The following is a 15,596-nucleotide window of genomic DNA, read 5'->3' as shown; positions in this document are numbered from 1 at the left end:
CCGGGCCCATCTCCGCAACTTCCTCCGCCGGCATGATCCGGGTCAGGTTCAAAGGGTGCTTCTCAGCCCGCCGGTCGCGGACGCCCCTGTTGCGAGCGGCAAGATTGCACAGCTTCGCAGGGAATACAAACGGAGGTTTGCGGGCCGGATCCTGGGAGGCCGTTTCAGGCCTGAGGTCTCAGTTTAGATGGAAGTGAAGTTTAATAAATACATTCTAAAGCAGACACTTAAAGAACACACTTCACCCTCAGGAAAGTGCGCCTTTCCAGCCTCTCTCGGCCGATGCCTCGTCGCCCACCCAAGACAGGCACAGTCGGCGCGCTTGCCCCGGACAAGGCCGTGGGCCCTGGGCAAAGGCAGCCAAGGGCGCCCCCCCCCGGAAACGGCAAACGGCCCGCAGCTTGCGCCCGGGCCGTGCGGTGTCGTCGGATCGCTGCGGGTCTAGCCCGGCTGGTGGCGCAGATCGAAGACCATGCGCACGAAACAGCTGCCCAGGCCCAGGGCCTCCATCTCGGCCTGACCGATCCCCTCCAGCATGGTGCCGATGTTCAGGCTGCTTTCGGCCTCGATATGATCGGGGGCCAGCAGGCGCATCCCCAGGTCCGAGCTGATCGCCACCTCGTCGCTGCCCTGGGCCAGCAACCGCCCGGTAAAGCTGTTGGGCCCGCTCCGGGTCCAGTCTACCTTCTGGCCATCGCCGTTGAGGAAATCCAGCACCGCCGGGTCAAAGCGCCCGCCCCACTGGATGTCGCGCACCGTGTCGCGGCCCTGGGCCTGCATCACCGGGCCCAACATGCTTTCCATCATCGGGTTGCAGTTCTGGAACTGCTGATCGCGCGGGGTGACGCGCCAGGTGCCATCCCGCGGCACCAGGGCCCCGGCCATGGTCACCGGCGCGGGCGCGGGCGCGACCTCGGCCGGGTCGAACAGCGGGATGGTCAAATCCTGGCCCAGATCCGCAGGGGTAAAGACCTTACCCGGTGCGCGCAGCGTCGCATCGCCCGGCGACAGCACCAGCTGGCCGATCTCGCCCGTGCCGCCATAGGCGCCATGCAGCATGTCGGCGGGGAAGGTGGTCGCGGTGACGCCCGGCACGCCGCGCAGCTGCACCAGGCGGTGCGTGGCGGCAGCCATGTCGGCGGGGGCCTTGTCGGGGCCCAGAAGGGCGCGGGCCTCGGCGGCGGTCAGATCGGCCTTGCCCTGCCAGCAGCCCTGCCCCTGCACGCAATAGAGCAGATCCATCTTCGGCCCCTCCTGGGCCCAGGCGGGCCCGGCCAGCAGCATCAGGGCCAATACCGCGCGCAGGCGGCGGGACAGTATCGTCATCATCTTCTCCTCGGGAAACGGGGCCACCGGGGCACCGCCACAGGCGCCCCGGAGCAGATCACTCGGCCAGGGCCAGCGAGGGCATCAGCACAGAGATGGCGCTCATCGCCTCGGCGCCGGTCATGCACAGCGGGCCAAGCGGCGACGGCAGGCAGGCGCCGAGGTCGCTGGCGTTGGGATCGGGCGGGTTCAGCATCAGACCGCGCCCGGCCTCGGCCTCGAAGAAATGCACCCGCACCGGCGCCCCGGGGCCCTCTTGATAGGGGTAATCGGCGGCCCAGCCCCCCGGCAGGGTGAAGGACAGCCCGGTCTGGGCATCGGTGAAATCGCAGGTGGTCCCGGCCTCGCCGGTGCAGAGGAAGGCCACATCCTCGCCCAGGCCCGCCTCGCTCTCCTCGGCGCTCAGCCCCATTTCGGCGGCGGCACTGTCGCGCAGTGCCTCGACCTGGGCCTTGATGTCACTGTCCTCCAGCGGCGCCGGATCGGGGAGCACCACCTCGGGGGCGATAACCTCGGTCTGCGCGGGGGCCGCGGTGGCCGGCTCGGGCGCCGAGGTACGCGGCGGCAGGGTCACATCCACGGGGGCCTCGGCGCTGACGGTCAGCGGGATCCGGGCCAGCACGGCGCGGCCATCGCCGCTTTCGGCGACATAGCGGATTTCATAGGCGCCGGGGGCATCGGGGGCGTAAAGCCAGCCTTCGCCCGCGCTGCTGTCCTTGGTGTAGAAGTAGGACAGCTCGCCGCTGAACTCGGCAAAGCCCGTGGGCACCAGATCGACCCAGTCGTTGAAGGCCATCGGGCCGGTGGCACGCACCTGGAAGGAGGCGCCGGGTCGCACGGCGGGCGGGGCCCGCAGGCTGGCGGTGGTGGGCAGCACCTCCAGCGGCAGGGACAGGCCGACCGAGCGGTCGTCGGGCCCCTGCACCACATAGCGCAGCTGATAGGCCCCGGGCGTCACCGGCACCTGAAGCTCTAGCGGATTGCCGTCGCGCACCCAGCGATAGGTCACCTCTCCGCTGACGGCGGTGCTGCCCTGGGGCATGGTGTCGATATAGTCGTCCGCGCCGCCCGGCCCGCGCCAGAAGACGGTGATCACCGCGCCCTGTTCGGCGGCGACCGGCGCATCCAGGGCAAACGCGGCATCGGTGACGGTGACCGGCAGGGTGGCCAGGGTGGTATCGGCCTTGCCGCCCGTCCAGCGATAGCGCAGCAGGTAATCGCCGGGGCTTACCGGCAGGCGGATCTGGGCGGGATTGCCCGTGGCGACATTGACATAGCTGAGATAGCGGCCCTCGGGATCGCTGGCCGGCACGATGTCGACATAGTCCTCCTCGGCGCCCGGCCCCTCCCAGGTAACGCTGTAGCTTGCGGTGATCGCCCCCGCAGGCGCCGGGGCCGACAGGCTGGCCGCAGGCAGGGTCATCGGCGGTTCGGGCTGCGGCGCGGGCACCGGCGCGGGCGCCGGGTCGGCACTGGCCAGAACGGTCTGCGACAGGGCGTCGGACAGGGCACCGGCATTGCCCGCCTCGATATAGCGCCCGCCGGTTTCCCGGGCCAGGCAGGCCACCTGCGCGCCCTCTTCGGCGGTCAGGCCAAAGCCCACCACATGGGCGGTAAAGTCGATGCCCGCCGCCTCCAGCTCGCGCCCCAGGGCGCAGGGATCGGCGGAACAGGTCTCCAGCCCGTCGGTGACCAGCACCACGGTGGCCGGATCCTCGGTGAACCGCAGCGCCTGGGCGGCCTGACGCACCGCCTCGGACAGGGGTGTCTTGCCCTGGAAACGCATGGCGTTCACCGCCGCCAGCACCTGCGGCGCGGTGCCGGGTGCGGGCGGCACCATGACCTCGATATCGCTGCAATCGCCGCGCGTGCGGTGGCCATAGGCCACCAGGCCCAGCCCCCGTTCGGGCGGAAAGTCGGCCAGCACATCGGCCACGGTCTCGCGCGCGATTTCCAGCTTGGTGCGGCCGTCGATCTGCCCCCACATGGAGCCCGAGCCATCCATCACGATGATGGTACGGCCCGTCGCGGCGCCCTCTTGCGCCGCCAGGGCGCCCGGCAGGGCACCGGCCAGCAGCAGGGCGGTCAGGCTCAGTCGGATCATGCTTTCTCTCCGGAAAACGCTTCGGATGCGGGCTGGCCCGGCGCCTTGTGCGCGCCGACCCATTGGGCCGCGCCTTCGCCAAGCTTGCGGAACTTTGCGGAGGCGCCGTTCAGACGGGCCTCCCATTCGGGGTTCGGGGTCTGGCCCTCGGTCACCTTGAAGAAGGCCTGCAACAGGCAGGCGATGGCGAAGGGTTCGATCAGCGCGGCCTTCACCGCCCAGGCAAAGACCAGGGCAAAGACCACGCCCCCCGCCGACCAGGCGCCGGGGATCAGGTAGACGACCCCGGCCGCCGGGGCCAGCATCAGCAGGAAGACCAGGATCGACAGGCCCCAGCTGAAGAAGGTCACCCAGGCGGCATTGATCAGCATCGGCTTGGCGTTCTGGCCATAGAGCACCAGCGCCTCGCGGGCGCTGTCCCAGGGGTTCTCGGCGCGCTGACGCAGGGCATGGGCCAGGATCACCTCGTCCAGCAGGCCCACGGCGACGCGCAGATAGGCGCGCACCAGCCCCATGATCCGGTCGAGCCCGGGAATGGGCAGCAGCGTCAGCAGCCCCTGCAATAGCCCGGTGATGGCGCCAAGCACGCCCTTCACCAGCTGGTCGATGCCGAAAAGAACCGAGGCCTGGCCGAAATTGGCAGAGACGATCTGGCGGGCATAGGCAATCTGCCCCTGGCCGCCGGGCAAATCGCGCCCGTCCAGCGCCTCGACCATCACCGCGACATGGCCCGCCTTGACAATGTAGAGGATGAATTCCCGCGCCAGATAGATGGCCCCGGCGCAAAGGGCAAAGCCGATCCCGCCGCCCCAAAGCGTGGCCGAGGCGCGGAAATCCTCATCGCCGAAACCGCCTATTCCATAGCCCAGACCGGCACCTGCGCCGGTGACCAGGACATAGGCCAGGGCAATGCCGAAATACACAAGGATGCGAAACACAATAAAAGGCGCCGTGCGCCTCATCAGGCGCACGGCGACCAGGGACGAAAAGTCGTACATTCTAAAAATGTTCTCCACTCAGGTAATGAGCAGAGGGTAATGCAGGGCGGATCGCCTGCGCCTCCCCTATTCGGGGGAGGGCATGGCGGAAAGTGACAAAAGAAGCGCGACAAGATCGGTCTGGCGGTGCGTTTCGGTCTTTGCAAAGACGCTTTTCAGGTGCGAGGCGACCGTGGCGGGGGACACGCCCAGGGTCTCGGCGATGGCATCGCTGCGCAGCCCGCTGGCCAGAAGGCTGGAAATGCGCGCCTCGGTCGGTGTCAGGCCCAGGGCTTGGCGCAGAAGGTCGGGATCCGGGGCCACGCGCCGCGCCGGGTCGACGATCAGCACCATCAGGGCCGGGCCGCCGGCCTCCTCGGCGCCCGTCCCGCCCTCGTCGCTGCGGATCACTTGGGCCTCTGGGCGCAGCCGCGACAACAGCAGGATCGGCCCCTGCCCCCGGTCGGGCCTTTGCAGCGGCACCGGGGCGACGCCCGCCAGCGGCGCCTCGCCCTCCAGCGTGTCACGCAGCACCTGGCGCAGATGCGCGGGTTCGACCTCGGCCCGCAGCTCCTGATCCAGCCTTAGGCCAGAGCCCGCGACGCAGACCAGCTGGGCGGCGGCATTGGCGTGCAGGACCCGTCCGCGCCCATCCAGCAGCACGATCCCCTGGGCCAGCCGGTCCAGCGCCGCCCAGGCGCCGCCCTCGGCCTCGGCCAGGGCCTGGCGGGTCCGGTCCATGGCCGCCTCGCCGCCCGGGCTGGCCCCGTCACGGGCGGCGGCGATCCGGCGCACCTGGCGCAGATGCGCCGCCAGGGTGGCCAGCAGCACCTCGTAATCCACCGGCTTGACCAGATAGTCATCGGCGCCGCGCAGCTTGCCGTCGATCATGTCGGCGCGGTTGCTGAAGGCGGTCAGGAACAGGAAGGGCACATCGGCCAGATCGGCCCGCGTCTGGCGCAGCCGGTCCAGCAGGGCGCGCCCGTCCAGCCGGGGCATGGCGATGTCGCACAGGATCAGGTCGGGCCGCGCCTGCTCCAGCAGCGCCAGTGCCTCCAGCCCGTCGCTGGCCGCCAGGGTCTGATAGCCCGCCTCGCTCAGCTCTGCGCAGATGTCGTCCAGCAGGTGGCGTTCATCCTCGCAGACCAGGATGCGGGCACCGGGGGCGGCCTCTGTCATGTCTCTTGTCCTTTCTTGCCGGGCGGGGTGGCGGGCAGCCAGAGGGTAAAGAGGGCGCCGCCGCCGGTGCGCCGCTGCGCCTCGATCCGCCCGCCCTGCAACAGCGCCAGGCGCTGCGCCAGCCACAGGCCGATGCCGGTCCCGCTGGCCGGCGCATCCTCGCCCCGCTGGAACCGCGCGAAAAGCCGCGCCGCCTCTTCCTCGGTCAGGCCGGGGCCGCGGTCGGCCACGGCGCAGGCCACCCGCCCCTCTTGCTGGAACAGGCTGACCTCGACCGGGCTGGAGGGGGGCGAGTATTTCACCGCATTGTCGATCAGGTTCATCACCCCGTGCTGCACCAGTTTCGGGTCGCACCAGGCGCTCAGCGGGCCCTCGCCCAGGCTCAGGGTGATCTCACGCCCACGGTGGCGGCGCTGCATCTCATCCACGATGCCGCGCAGGGTCGGCGCCAGGTCGATGATCACCTGCTGCGGCCGCTCCATCTTGTTGTCGATCCGCCCGATCAGCAGCGCCGCATCCACCAGCCGGTCCAGCGAGCCGACCATCTCGCGGATCGTCGCCTGCTTGGCCTCCAGCACCTCTTCCGAGGCGGGCTGGCCGCGCCGGTAGATCCGCTGCGCGGCGCTGTCGATCACCGCCAGGGGCGTGCGGAACTGATGCGAGACCACGGCGGCGAAGTCGCGCCAGTGCGCCACGGTGGCGCGTTCGCGGTCCAGATCCTCTTCCAGCCGGGCCGAGCGCAGGCGCAATTCCTCGGCGTCCAGCCGCGCGCGGCGATCGGCGACGATGCGCCAGCCAAGGTAGATCGCCACCAGCACTCCGACCGCCAGGGAATAGGCCACCTGCGCCACCGCCGTGCGGTAGCGCGCCAGCCGGTCCGACAGGATCCGCCATTCGCCCACCATCGCCCGGTTCGCGGCCCGGTTCAGCTGCCGGTTCAACTCCACCAATTCGCGGCTCAACGCCTGTTCCTCGAAAGGCGCCAGCTGGCGCACCGCCGGGTCCAGACGATGCACCAGCCGTTGCGCGGCCATCACCTGGGTGGCCACCTGAAACTCTTCCAGAAAGCGCCGCTGCGGGCCCTGGGTCAGCATGTCCATGCGGCTGCGGAACAGGTCGTACTGATGCGCGATCACCGCGCCGTCGCCCGGCGCCTCGGCCAGGACCGCGCGCAGCTTCAGCGCCTCGACCTGGGCCTGGCTGATCACCCAGACCATGTTGGTGGCATCGTCCAGCCGCATGGATTTCTCGATCGCCCGCAGCCGCAGAAAACCGAAGACCAGCAGGCCGATGCAGACCAGCAGCAGCAGGACCGGCGCGGTGGTGCGCCAGAAGGCCGCCCGGCTCATTGCGCCTCGATGCGCGTCAGCTGCCAGACCCAGCGGTAGTCAAAGTTGATGTCCTGCAACTCGCGGTGCTGATCGCGCGGATAGACGATCCAGATCGGGCCCTTGTCACGCGGGGTCATCGCCGCGCCGTTCATGGTCAGCGCCGCGATCACGTCATAGCGGGTGAAATCCTCGACCGGCAGGTCGATCTCATAATCGTTCAGGGCGATGGCCAGCACGCTGGAGGCCTCGACCCCGGCCTCGGCCAGCAGGTCGCGCATCAGCGGGCCGGTGAAATCCTGCGGCCCGTCGGTGACGGTGGTATGGGTCGTCAGGGCGTGCTGCGGCAATGCCTCCAGCCGGGCGCGGTCGAAAAGCTCGGTGCGCTCCGGCGTGACCACCTCCAGCAGCACCGCGTCGGTGTCCTGGGCCAGGGCCGCGCCGCCAAGCGGCGCCAGCAACAGGCCTGCGATCAGCAGCAGGCGGCGGGAAAAATGGATCATGCTGTCAAAACCCTCGGAAAAATGGGCTGTAGAAATCTGCCGTGACCATAGGCCAGCGGCGCCGACACATGCAAATGTCCCGTGCGGGGCCGTGCGGATCGGTGCCGCACCTTGCCCGCTGATGGATCGCGCCGGGCCCCGGGGGCGAAGAACGCGATGGATCGGGCGCGCGCCCTGCCCTAGCATTCCGGCCAACGCTGCCCCGCGCCCTGGGGCGCCCCAGCAGAAGGTCGCGCCTGCCATGCCCAAATATACCGCCCCCGGCGTCTATATCGCGGAAACACGCGGCCTGCCGCCGGTGGTCGGCTCCGACAGCGCCGTGCCCCTGTTCATCGGCCCCACGGAGCGGGCCACAGACGCCCAGGGCCACGACCTCACCGGCAGGGTGCAGCCGGTTTCCAGCCCGGCGGAGTTCGCGGCGCTCTTCGGCGACCCGCCCCGGCACGAGATCCGCACCCGCGCCGATGGTCAGGGGCTGGAGGTCGGCGCCCCCTTCCTGCTGCCCCGCGCAGTCGCGCTGTTCTTCGAGACGGGCGGCGCCAAGGCCTACGTGCTGTCCACAGGCCCCTTCACCCGCGCCGGAAAGGGGCTGCGACCCGAGGCCGAGCCGCTGATCGCCGCGCTGGAGAGCGCCGAAGCCCGGGCCGAGGGGCCCGACCTGCTGGTCCTGCCCGACGCCGGGCGTCTGCCCCCGGATCAGGCCCTGCGGGTCTGGCGCGCGGCCCTGGCCCATTGCGCGGCCCAGGGCGACCGGATCGCATTGATCGACCCGCCCGAGGCGGGCGGTTCGGCCGAGCTGGAGGCCTTCCGCCAGGCGCTGGACATCCCCGAGGCGGCCTTTGGCCTGGCCTATGCCCCCTGGCTGATCTCCCCCTTGCCCAGGTTCGACTGTCGCGACCTGTCGGCCGCGCTGCGCCGCGATCTCTCGGCGCAGATCCTGGCCGAGCCGGACCCCGGTAAGATCCACGGCGCAGCGAAGGAACTGGGCCAAGAGCCCCTCGCGCCCTACGTGGATCCGGCCTGGATCCATCAGGTGCTTCAACAAGGCAGCGCGACCTATCGCGCCACGGCCGACGCGGCGCAAAGCCTGGTCGCGCCGGTGCCCCCCTCGGGGGTGATCGCGGGGATGATCGCCGCCGCCGATGCCCGGTGGGGGATGTGGAAGGCGCCTGTGCGAACGGTCCCGCAAGCCGTGCAGGGCCTTGCCTCAGACCCACCTGCCGCCAGCCTTGCGGCCCCCGGAGCCAGTGTCGCGATCAACCCGTTGCGGCTGGATCCGAGCCAGGGGATTCTGATCGACGGGGCCCGCATGATGGCGCCCGACAGCGGCGATCTGCGCTATCTGCCGGTGCGGCGCACCCAGCTTTACATCACCCGCACCTTGCGCGCCGCCCTCAGGGGCTATGCGCTGTCCTCTCCGGGCACCGGCGATGACCCCGCGCTGTGGCAGGCGGTGAAAACCGAGGTCGAGGCCTTCCTGGCGTCCCTGTGGAGAGACGGCGCCTTCCCCGCCGCCAGCGCGGACGAGGCCTTTTCGGTCGCCGTGGGACCGGGCCTGTCGATGACCCAGGCCGTGAGGGACGCGGGGATCCTGCGGCTGAGCGTCGGCATAGCCCTGGTGCGCCCGGCCAGTTTCATCCCCGTCGAGGTCGAGGCCCGGCGCCCCGCCGCGCCCTGACCCGCCCCCAAGCCGCCCATGGGTGCAAGAATTTTCATCACTTCCCCTTCGCACCCCCTTGACCTTCCGCGCCGCTTCCGTCCCATTCGGGGGCAGACAAGAGCGCAGCTCTTTGTTCTCACAAACAAGCCGGATCCGCGAAAGCCGGATCTCAGGAGGGAGATCACAATGAAGAAATTGCTCATGACCACGGCCGTGCTGGCCTTTGGTGCCTCGGCGGCCTCGGCCGAAGAGATCAAGATGGGTGTCCTGCTGGGCTTCACCGGCCCGCTGGAATCGCTGGCCACCCCGATGGCCCTGGGCGCCGAGATGGCCATGGCCGAGGTTTCCGAGTCCGGCGCGCTGCTGGACGGCTCGACCGTGACGGTCGTGCGTGGCGACAGCACCTGCGTTGACGCCGCCGCCGCCACCGCCGCCGCCGAAACCCTGGTGACCTCGGACGGGGTGAAGGGCATCATGGGCGCCATGTGCTCTGGCGCCACCACCGCCGTGCTGCAAAACGTCGGGATGCCGAACGGCGTCGTGATGATCTCGCCCTCGGCCACCTCGCCCGCCCTGTCGAACCTGGAAGACGGCGGTTTCTTCTTCCGCACCGCGCCCTCGGATGCCCGTCAGGGCGTCGTGATGGCCGAAGAGATCCTGGAAAAGGGTATCTCCTCGGTTGCCGTGACCTATACCAACAACGACTACGGCAAGGGCCTGGCCGACAGCTTCCAGAGCGCCTTCGAGGCGGCGGGCGGCACCGTGACCATCTCGGCCTCGCATGAGGACGGCAAGGGCGACTATTCCGCCGAAGTGGGCGCGCTGGCCTCCGCAGGCGGCGACGCGCTGGTGCTGGTCGGCTACGTCGATCAGGGCGGCTCGGGCGTGCTGCGCGGCGCGCTGGACAGCGGCGCCTTCTACACCTTCGTCTTCCCCGACGGCATGGTCAGCCAGGCCCTGGAAGACAACTTCGGCGCGGAACTGGACGGCTCCTTCGGCCAGCTGCCCGATTCCGAGGGTGAAGGCATGGCGACCTACCTCTCGATGGCAGAGGCCGCCGGTTTCGACGGCTCCTCGGCCTATTCGGGCGGCGCCTATGACAGCGCGGCGCTGATGCTGCTGGCCATGCAGGCGGCGGGATCCAGCGATCCCAAGGTCTACAAGGACAAGATCATGGAGATCGCCAACGGTCCCGGCGAAAAGATCTACCCCGGCGAACTGGCCAAGGGTCTGGAACTGCTGGCGGCGGGCGAAGCCATCGACTATGACGGCGCGACGGCGATCGAACTGATCGGCCAGGGCGAAGCGGCAGGCACCTTCCGCGAGATCCTGTTCGAAGACGGCAAGATCACCACGGTCGGCTACCGCTGATCCCGCACCACGCCACGGGGAACCGGCCCGGGACGGCTTGCACGTCCCGGGCCGTCCTACATCCCCCGCGCGCGTTCTGAACAGACAACCACCGGCCCCAGTGCCGGAACTCGGGGGACCCCATGATCCGGGTCGAGAACCTAGTGAAATCCTTCGGCGGCTTCCATGCCGTCGATAATGCCAGCATCGAGATCGCCACCGGCTCGATCACCGGCCTGATCGGGCCGAACGGGGCTGGCAAATCCACCCTTTTCAACGTCATCGCCGGGGTCCATGCGCCCACCTCGGGCCGCGTCACCATGGATGGCGAGGACATCACCGGCCTGACGCCGCACCAGCTGTTCCACAAGGGCCTGTTGCGCACCTTCCAGATTGCTCATGAGTTCCCCACGCTCAGCGTGCGCGAGAACCTGATGATGGTGCCCGCGCAACAGACCGGCGAGACCCTGCTGGCCACCTGGTTTGCCCGCGCCCGCATCCGTGCCGAGGAAGCCGCACTGCGCGCCAAGGCAGATGAGGTGCTGGACTTCCTCACCATCTCGCATCTGGCGGACGAGAAGGCGGGCAACCTGTCGGGCGGGCAGAAAAAGCTGCTGGAACTGGGCCGCACGATGATGGTCGAGGCCAAGATCGTGTTCCTGGACGAGGTCGGCGCGGGGGTGAACCGCACCCTGCTGAACACCATCGGCGACGCCATCGTGCGGCTGAACAAGGAGCGCGGCTATACCTTCTGCGTCATCGAACATGACATGGATTTCATCGGCCGCCTGTGCGACCCGGTGATCGTCATGGCCGAGGGCCGTGTGCTGGCCGAAGGCCCCGCCGCCCATATCATGGAGAACGAAGCGGTGATCGAGGCCTATCTGGGCACCGGATTGAAGAACAAGGTGGTGGCCGAAGAGGCCGCCGAAGCCGCCGCAGGCCAGGATCTGGGTGCCCAGCCCGGACTGGGCGATCAGGCAGGACGGGGCGATCAGGCCGGCAAGGGAGAGGCGCAATGAGCTATCTCGACGCCTCGAACATGACCGGCGGCTATGGCAAGGCAGACATCCTGCACGGCTGCACCCTGACCGTGGAAAAGGGCCAGATCGCCGTCATCGTCGGGCCCAATGGCGCGGGCAAGTCCACCGCCATGAAGGCCGTCTTCGGCATGTTGCCCCTGCGCGGCGGCTCGGTCACCCTGGACGGGGTCGACATCACCGCCCTGTCGCCCCAGGACCGGGTCAAGAAGGGCATGGGCTTTGTCCCCCAGGTCGACAACGTCTTTCCCACCATGTCGGTGCAAGAGAACCTGGAAATGGGCGCCTTCCTGCGCGAGGACGATTTCCGCGACACGATGGAGCAGGTCTTTGACCTGTTCCCGATCCTGAAGGACAAGCGCCAGCAGAACGCGGGCGAGCTGTCGGGCGGGCAACGCCAGCAGGTGGCCGTGGGTCGCGCGCTGATGACCCGGCCCAAGCTTCTGATGCTGGACGAACCCACGGCGGGGGTCTCGCCCATCGTCATGGACGAGCTGTTCGACCGCATCATCGAGGTCGCCCGCACCGGGATCTCCATCCTGATGGTGGAACAGAACGCCCGCCAGGCGCTGGAGATCGCCGACCGGGGCTATGTCCTGGTGCAGGGCGCCAACAAGTATACCGACACCGGCAAGGCCCTTCTGGCCGACCCGGAGGTCCGCCGCACCTTCCTGGGGGGCTGAGCTGATGGAACTACTCAACGCATTGGTGGCGCTGACGAATTACGTCATCATCCCGGCCACCGCCTATGGCGCGCAGCTGGCGCTTGGCGCGCTTGGGGTGACGCTGATCTATTCGATCCTGCGCTTTTCGAACTTCGCCCATGGCGACACGATGGCCTTCGGGACTGCCGTGGTGATCCTGATCACCTGGGGCCTTCAGGCCCTAGGCGTCAGCTTTGGCCCGCTGCCGACGGCGCTGATCGCCCTGCCCTTCGCCATCGCCATCACCGCCGCGCTTTTGCTGGGCACCGACCGGGCGGTCTATCGCTATTACCGGCGCATCCGCGCCCAGCCGGTGGTGCTGGTCATGGTCTCGGTCGGCGTGATGTTCGTGATGAACGCCCTGACCCGCTTCCTGATCGGGGTGGACCAGATCAATTTCGCCGATGGCGAACGCTTCATCCTGTCGGCGCGGACCTGGAACCAGCTGACCGGGATGCGCGAGCCGCTGACCCTGCGCACCACCCAGGCCATCACCGTGGTGACGGCGGTGCTGGTGATGGTCGCCCTCTTCTGGTTCCTGAACCGCACCCGCACCGGCAAGTCGATGCGCGCCTTTTCCGATAACGAGGATCTGGCACTGCTGTCGGGAATCGACCCCGACCGCGTGGTACGGGTGACCTGGGTGCTGACGGCGGCGCTGGCGACCATCGCGGGCACGCTTTACGGGCTCGACAAGTCGTTCAAGGCCTTCACCTATTTCCAGATCGTCCTGCCGATCTTCGCCTCGGCCATCGTGGGCGGCATCGGCAACCCGGTGGGCGCCATCGCGGGCGGCTTCATCATCTCCTTCTCCGAGGTCGGGCTGACTTACGCCTGGAAGAAGGTGGCGGGCTACATGATCCCCGGATGGGAGCCTGACGGCCTGGTTCAGCTTTTGTCGACCGACTACAAATTCGCGGTCAGCTTCGTGATCCTTATCCTGGTGCTGATCTTCCGGCCCACCGGTATCTTCAGGGGGAAAGTGGTATGAGCACATCCCGTCAACCGGGCGATCCCAGCCCGCTGCGCGCGCCGCTGTTCTTCGCCATCCTGGCTCTGCTTTTGCTGGTCGAGGGGCTGACCACCGGCTGGAACTCGGCCCTGGGGATCCTCAACATGGGGCTGATCTCGGCCATCATGGCGCTTGGGATCAACCTGCAATGGGGCACCGCCGGGCTGTTCAACGCGGGCGCCATGGGGTTCCTGGCGCTTGGCGGCCTGGCGCCGGTGCTGATCTCGATGCCGCCCACGCCCGGCGCCTTCGCCGCAGGCGGCCTGGGGATCCTGACCGCCTTCGCCGTGGCGGTGATCGCGCTGATCCTGTCGGGGCTGTGCTGGCGCCGGATGCCCAAGGGCCGGGCCCGGGGCCTGGCGGTGGTGGGGATCCTGCTGGCGGGCTTCTTCGCCTACCGGGCGCTTTTCGACCCGGCGGTGGCCGCGATCGAGGCGATCAACCCCTCGGCGGCGGGCAACCTGGGCGGTCTGGGCCTGCCCACCCTGATCTCCTGGCCCGTGGGCGCGGTGCTGGCGGCGGGCGCGGCCTGGCTTGTGGGCAAGACCGCCCTCGGCCTGCGCTCGGACTATCTGGCCATCGCCACCCTGGGCATCGCCGAGATCATCGTGGCCGTGCTGAAGAACGAGCAATGGCTGGACCGGGGCGTGCTGAACGTCAACGGCATTCCCCGCCCCTGGCCCGTGCCCTACGAGATCGACCTTCAGGCCAACCCCGGTTTTGTCGCCCGGGCCGAAGACTGGGGGCTGGATCCCACCCTGGCCTCGACCCTGCTGGTGAAACTGGCCTTCCTGGCGCTGTTCATCGTTGTCATCCTGCTGCTGATCTGGGCCGCCGAACTGGCGCTGAAATCGCCCTGGGGCCGGATGATGCACGCCATCCGCGACAATGAGGTCGCCGCCGCCGCCATGGGCAAGAACATCACCCGTCGTCACCTGCACGTCTTCGTGCTGGGCTCGGCGGTGATCGGTCTGGCGGGCGCCATGATGATCTCGCTTGACGGGCAGATGACCCCCGCCTCCTACAACCCGCTGCGCTATACCTTCCTGATCCTGGTGATGGTCGTGGTCGGCGGCTCGGGCAGCAACTGGGGCTCTGTTCTGGGTGGCGTGCTGATCTGGTATCTCTGGGTCAAGGCCGGGGACTGGGGCCCCGAGATCATGCAGATGGCGGTGTCGCCCCTGCCCGAGGGTGGGCTGAAGGACCACCTGATCAACTCGGCCGCCCATATGCGGATGCTGTTGATGGGGGTGCTGCTGCTGATTGTGCTGCGGTTCAGCCCGCGCGGCCTTCTGCCGGAGCGCTGAGGGCGCAGGCGCGCAGAGACGACAAAGGCCCCCGCCAATCGGACGGGGGCCTTTTTCTTGCCGTCCGGTGGCGCGGCTCACTCGATGTTCTGCACCTGCTCGCGCATCTGGTCGATCAGCGTCTTCAGCTCCAGCCCCAGGGCGGTCAGATCCTTGTCCTGCGCCTTGGCGCAGAGGGTGTTGGCCTCGCGGTTGAACTCCTGCGCCAGGAAGTCGAGCTTGCGCCCGACCGCGCCGGACGCCGCTAGCAGGCCCCTCGCGGCGGTCACATGGGCGCCCAGCCGGTCCAGCTCTTCGGTCACATCGGCCTTGATGGCGAGCAGCGCCAATTCCTGCGCGACGCGGTCCGCCTCCTGCCCCGGGGCGTTCTCCAGCACCCGGGCCATGGCGGCGCGCAGCGCCTCGGCCTGGCGCGGGGCACGGGCCTGGGCGGCCTCGGTGGCGCGGGCCACCAGCTCTTCGATCCTGTCCAGCTGGCCCGCCAGCAGGACCGAGACCGCGCGGCCCTCTTGGGCGCGCATCTCCAGGAACTCGGCCAGAAGCGGCTCGGCATCGGCCAGAAGGGCCGCGCGCAACGCGCCCTGGGCGTCTTCCTCGGGCGAAGCAGCCTCGAGCACGCCGCGCATCCCCAGAACCTCGGCCGCCGTGGGCACCGCCAGGGTGATCCCGCGCGCCTCTGCCGCCGCCTCGACCTCGGCCAGGGCGGCCAACATCGCCTCCAGCTGGCCCCGGTTCACCTGCACCGCCGCGCTGGTCTCCTCGCGCGACAGCCGCAGGTTCAGCGTGACCGAGCCGCGCGCCAGCGCCGTGCCCAGCCGGTCGCGCAGCGCCGCCTCCAGCCCCGGCACCCAGTCCGGCAGACGCAGCCGCAGATCCAGCCCCTTGGCATTGACCGAGCGCAGCTCCCAGCTCCAGCTGAAGCCCTGCCCCTGGCCCCGCCGGGCGGCGAAGCCTGTCATCGAATAGGTCATTTGTCCCCCAATCCGCCCTGCCCCGACGCGCCCGCCTGTCCCGCGGGGCCGTGCGCCCGTGTCAGCAGAGGTTAACCATTGCCCCAGAAAACCCGGAAAATTGCAATCAATTATGGCATATTAATGGATACGTAA

General features: G+C 68.9%; 13 protein-coding genes and 1 riboswitch. Of the genes, 6 read left to right on the top strand and 7 right to left on the bottom strand.

Annotation, left to right across the window (positions count from 1 at the left end):
* Nucleotides 1-2: 2 nt before the first annotated feature.
* A riboswitch (TPP riboswitch) is annotated at nt 3-98 on the bottom strand.
* 343 nt (nt 99-441) lie between these two features.
* The 6 genes from ACRARE_RS08125 to ACRARE_RS08100 all read right to left on the bottom strand — a co-directional run bounded on the left by ACRARE_RS08125 (nt 442) and on the right by ACRARE_RS08100 (nt 7,417).
* Complete coding sequence (locus tag ACRARE_RS08125) at nt 442-1,326, bottom strand: hypothetical protein (RefSeq protein WP_432655928.1); 885 nt, start codon at nt 1,324-1,326, stop codon at nt 442-444.
* Nucleotides 1,327-1,384: 58 nt separating this feature from the next.
* Nucleotides 1,385-3,430, bottom strand: coding sequence for a vWA domain-containing protein (locus tag ACRARE_RS08120; protein WP_432655927.1), 2,046 nt, complete (start codon nt 3,428-3,430; stop codon nt 1,385-1,387).
* Entirely contained in the window at nt 3,427-4,368 is a 942-nt protein-coding gene (locus ACRARE_RS08115) for a hypothetical protein (protein ID WP_432655926.1), read from the bottom strand. The genes ACRARE_RS08120 and ACRARE_RS08115 overlap by 4 nt, the downstream gene beginning before the upstream one ends.
* Nucleotides 4,369-4,494: 126 nt before the next feature.
* A complete protein-coding gene (locus ACRARE_RS08110; protein ID WP_432655925.1) occupies nt 4,495-5,586 on the bottom strand; it encodes a response regulator in 1,092 nt (363 codons plus the stop codon).
* The gene (locus ACRARE_RS08105) at nt 5,583-6,935 is read right to left on the bottom strand and encodes a sensor histidine kinase (protein WP_432655924.1); all 1,353 of its coding nucleotides are present in this window, start codon (nt 6,933-6,935) and stop codon (nt 5,583-5,585) included. The genes ACRARE_RS08110 and ACRARE_RS08105 overlap by 4 nt, the downstream gene beginning before the upstream one ends.
* A complete protein-coding gene (locus tag ACRARE_RS08100) occupies nt 6,932-7,417 on the bottom strand; it encodes a putative pterin-binding protein (protein WP_432655923.1) in 486 nt (161 codons plus the stop codon). The genes ACRARE_RS08105 and ACRARE_RS08100 overlap by 4 nt, the downstream gene beginning before the upstream one ends.
* 241 nt (nt 7,418-7,658) lie before the next feature.
* Between ACRARE_RS08100 and ACRARE_RS08095 the strand changes: the two genes are divergently transcribed.
* The 6 genes from ACRARE_RS08095 (at nt 7,659) to ACRARE_RS08070 (ending at nt 14,490) form a co-directional block, all read left to right on the top strand.
* The gene (locus ACRARE_RS08095) at nt 7,659-9,095 is read left to right on the top strand and encodes a hypothetical protein (protein ID WP_432655922.1); all 1,437 of its coding nucleotides are present in this window, start codon (nt 7,659-7,661) and stop codon (nt 9,093-9,095) included.
* A 168-nt stretch (nt 9,096-9,263) separates the two neighbouring features.
* Nucleotides 9,264-10,448, top strand: a complete 1,185-nt coding sequence (locus ACRARE_RS08090) for an ABC transporter substrate-binding protein (RefSeq protein WP_432655921.1) — start codon at nt 9,264-9,266, stop codon at nt 10,446-10,448.
* 122 nt (nt 10,449-10,570) lie between these two features.
* Nucleotides 10,571-11,449, top strand: coding sequence for an ABC transporter ATP-binding protein (locus tag ACRARE_RS08085; RefSeq protein ID WP_432655920.1), 879 nt, complete (start codon nt 10,571-10,573; stop codon nt 11,447-11,449).
* A complete protein-coding gene (locus tag ACRARE_RS08080; RefSeq protein WP_432655919.1) occupies nt 11,446-12,150 on the top strand; it encodes an ABC transporter ATP-binding protein in 705 nt (234 codons plus the stop codon). The genes ACRARE_RS08085 and ACRARE_RS08080 overlap by 4 nt, the downstream gene beginning before the upstream one ends.
* 4 nt (nt 12,151-12,154) lie before the next feature.
* Complete coding sequence (locus ACRARE_RS08075) at nt 12,155-13,162, top strand: branched-chain amino acid ABC transporter permease (RefSeq protein ID WP_432655918.1); 1,008 nt, start codon at nt 12,155-12,157, stop codon at nt 13,160-13,162.
* A complete protein-coding gene (locus ACRARE_RS08070; RefSeq protein ID WP_432655917.1) occupies nt 13,159-14,490 on the top strand; it encodes a branched-chain amino acid ABC transporter permease in 1,332 nt (443 codons plus the stop codon). Before ACRARE_RS08075 ends, ACRARE_RS08070 begins: the two co-directional genes overlap by 4 nt.
* A 77-nt stretch (nt 14,491-14,567) precedes the next feature.
* On the opposite strand, the gene ACRARE_RS08065 is transcribed toward ACRARE_RS08070, so the two are convergent.
* Nucleotides 14,568-15,461: a YicC/YloC family endoribonuclease gene (locus tag ACRARE_RS08065; RefSeq protein ID WP_432655916.1), complete on the bottom strand. Its 894-nt coding sequence runs from the start codon at nt 15,459-15,461 to the stop codon at nt 14,568-14,570.
* Nucleotides 15,462-15,596: the final 135 nt, after the last annotated feature.

The sequence above is a fragment of the Pseudooceanicola aquaeponti genome (genome assembly GCF_050897975.1).
GTDB lineage: Bacteria > Pseudomonadota > Alphaproteobacteria > Rhodobacterales > Rhodobacteraceae > Pseudooceanicola.
This window is presented reverse-complemented; position numbering and strand designations above follow the sequence as displayed.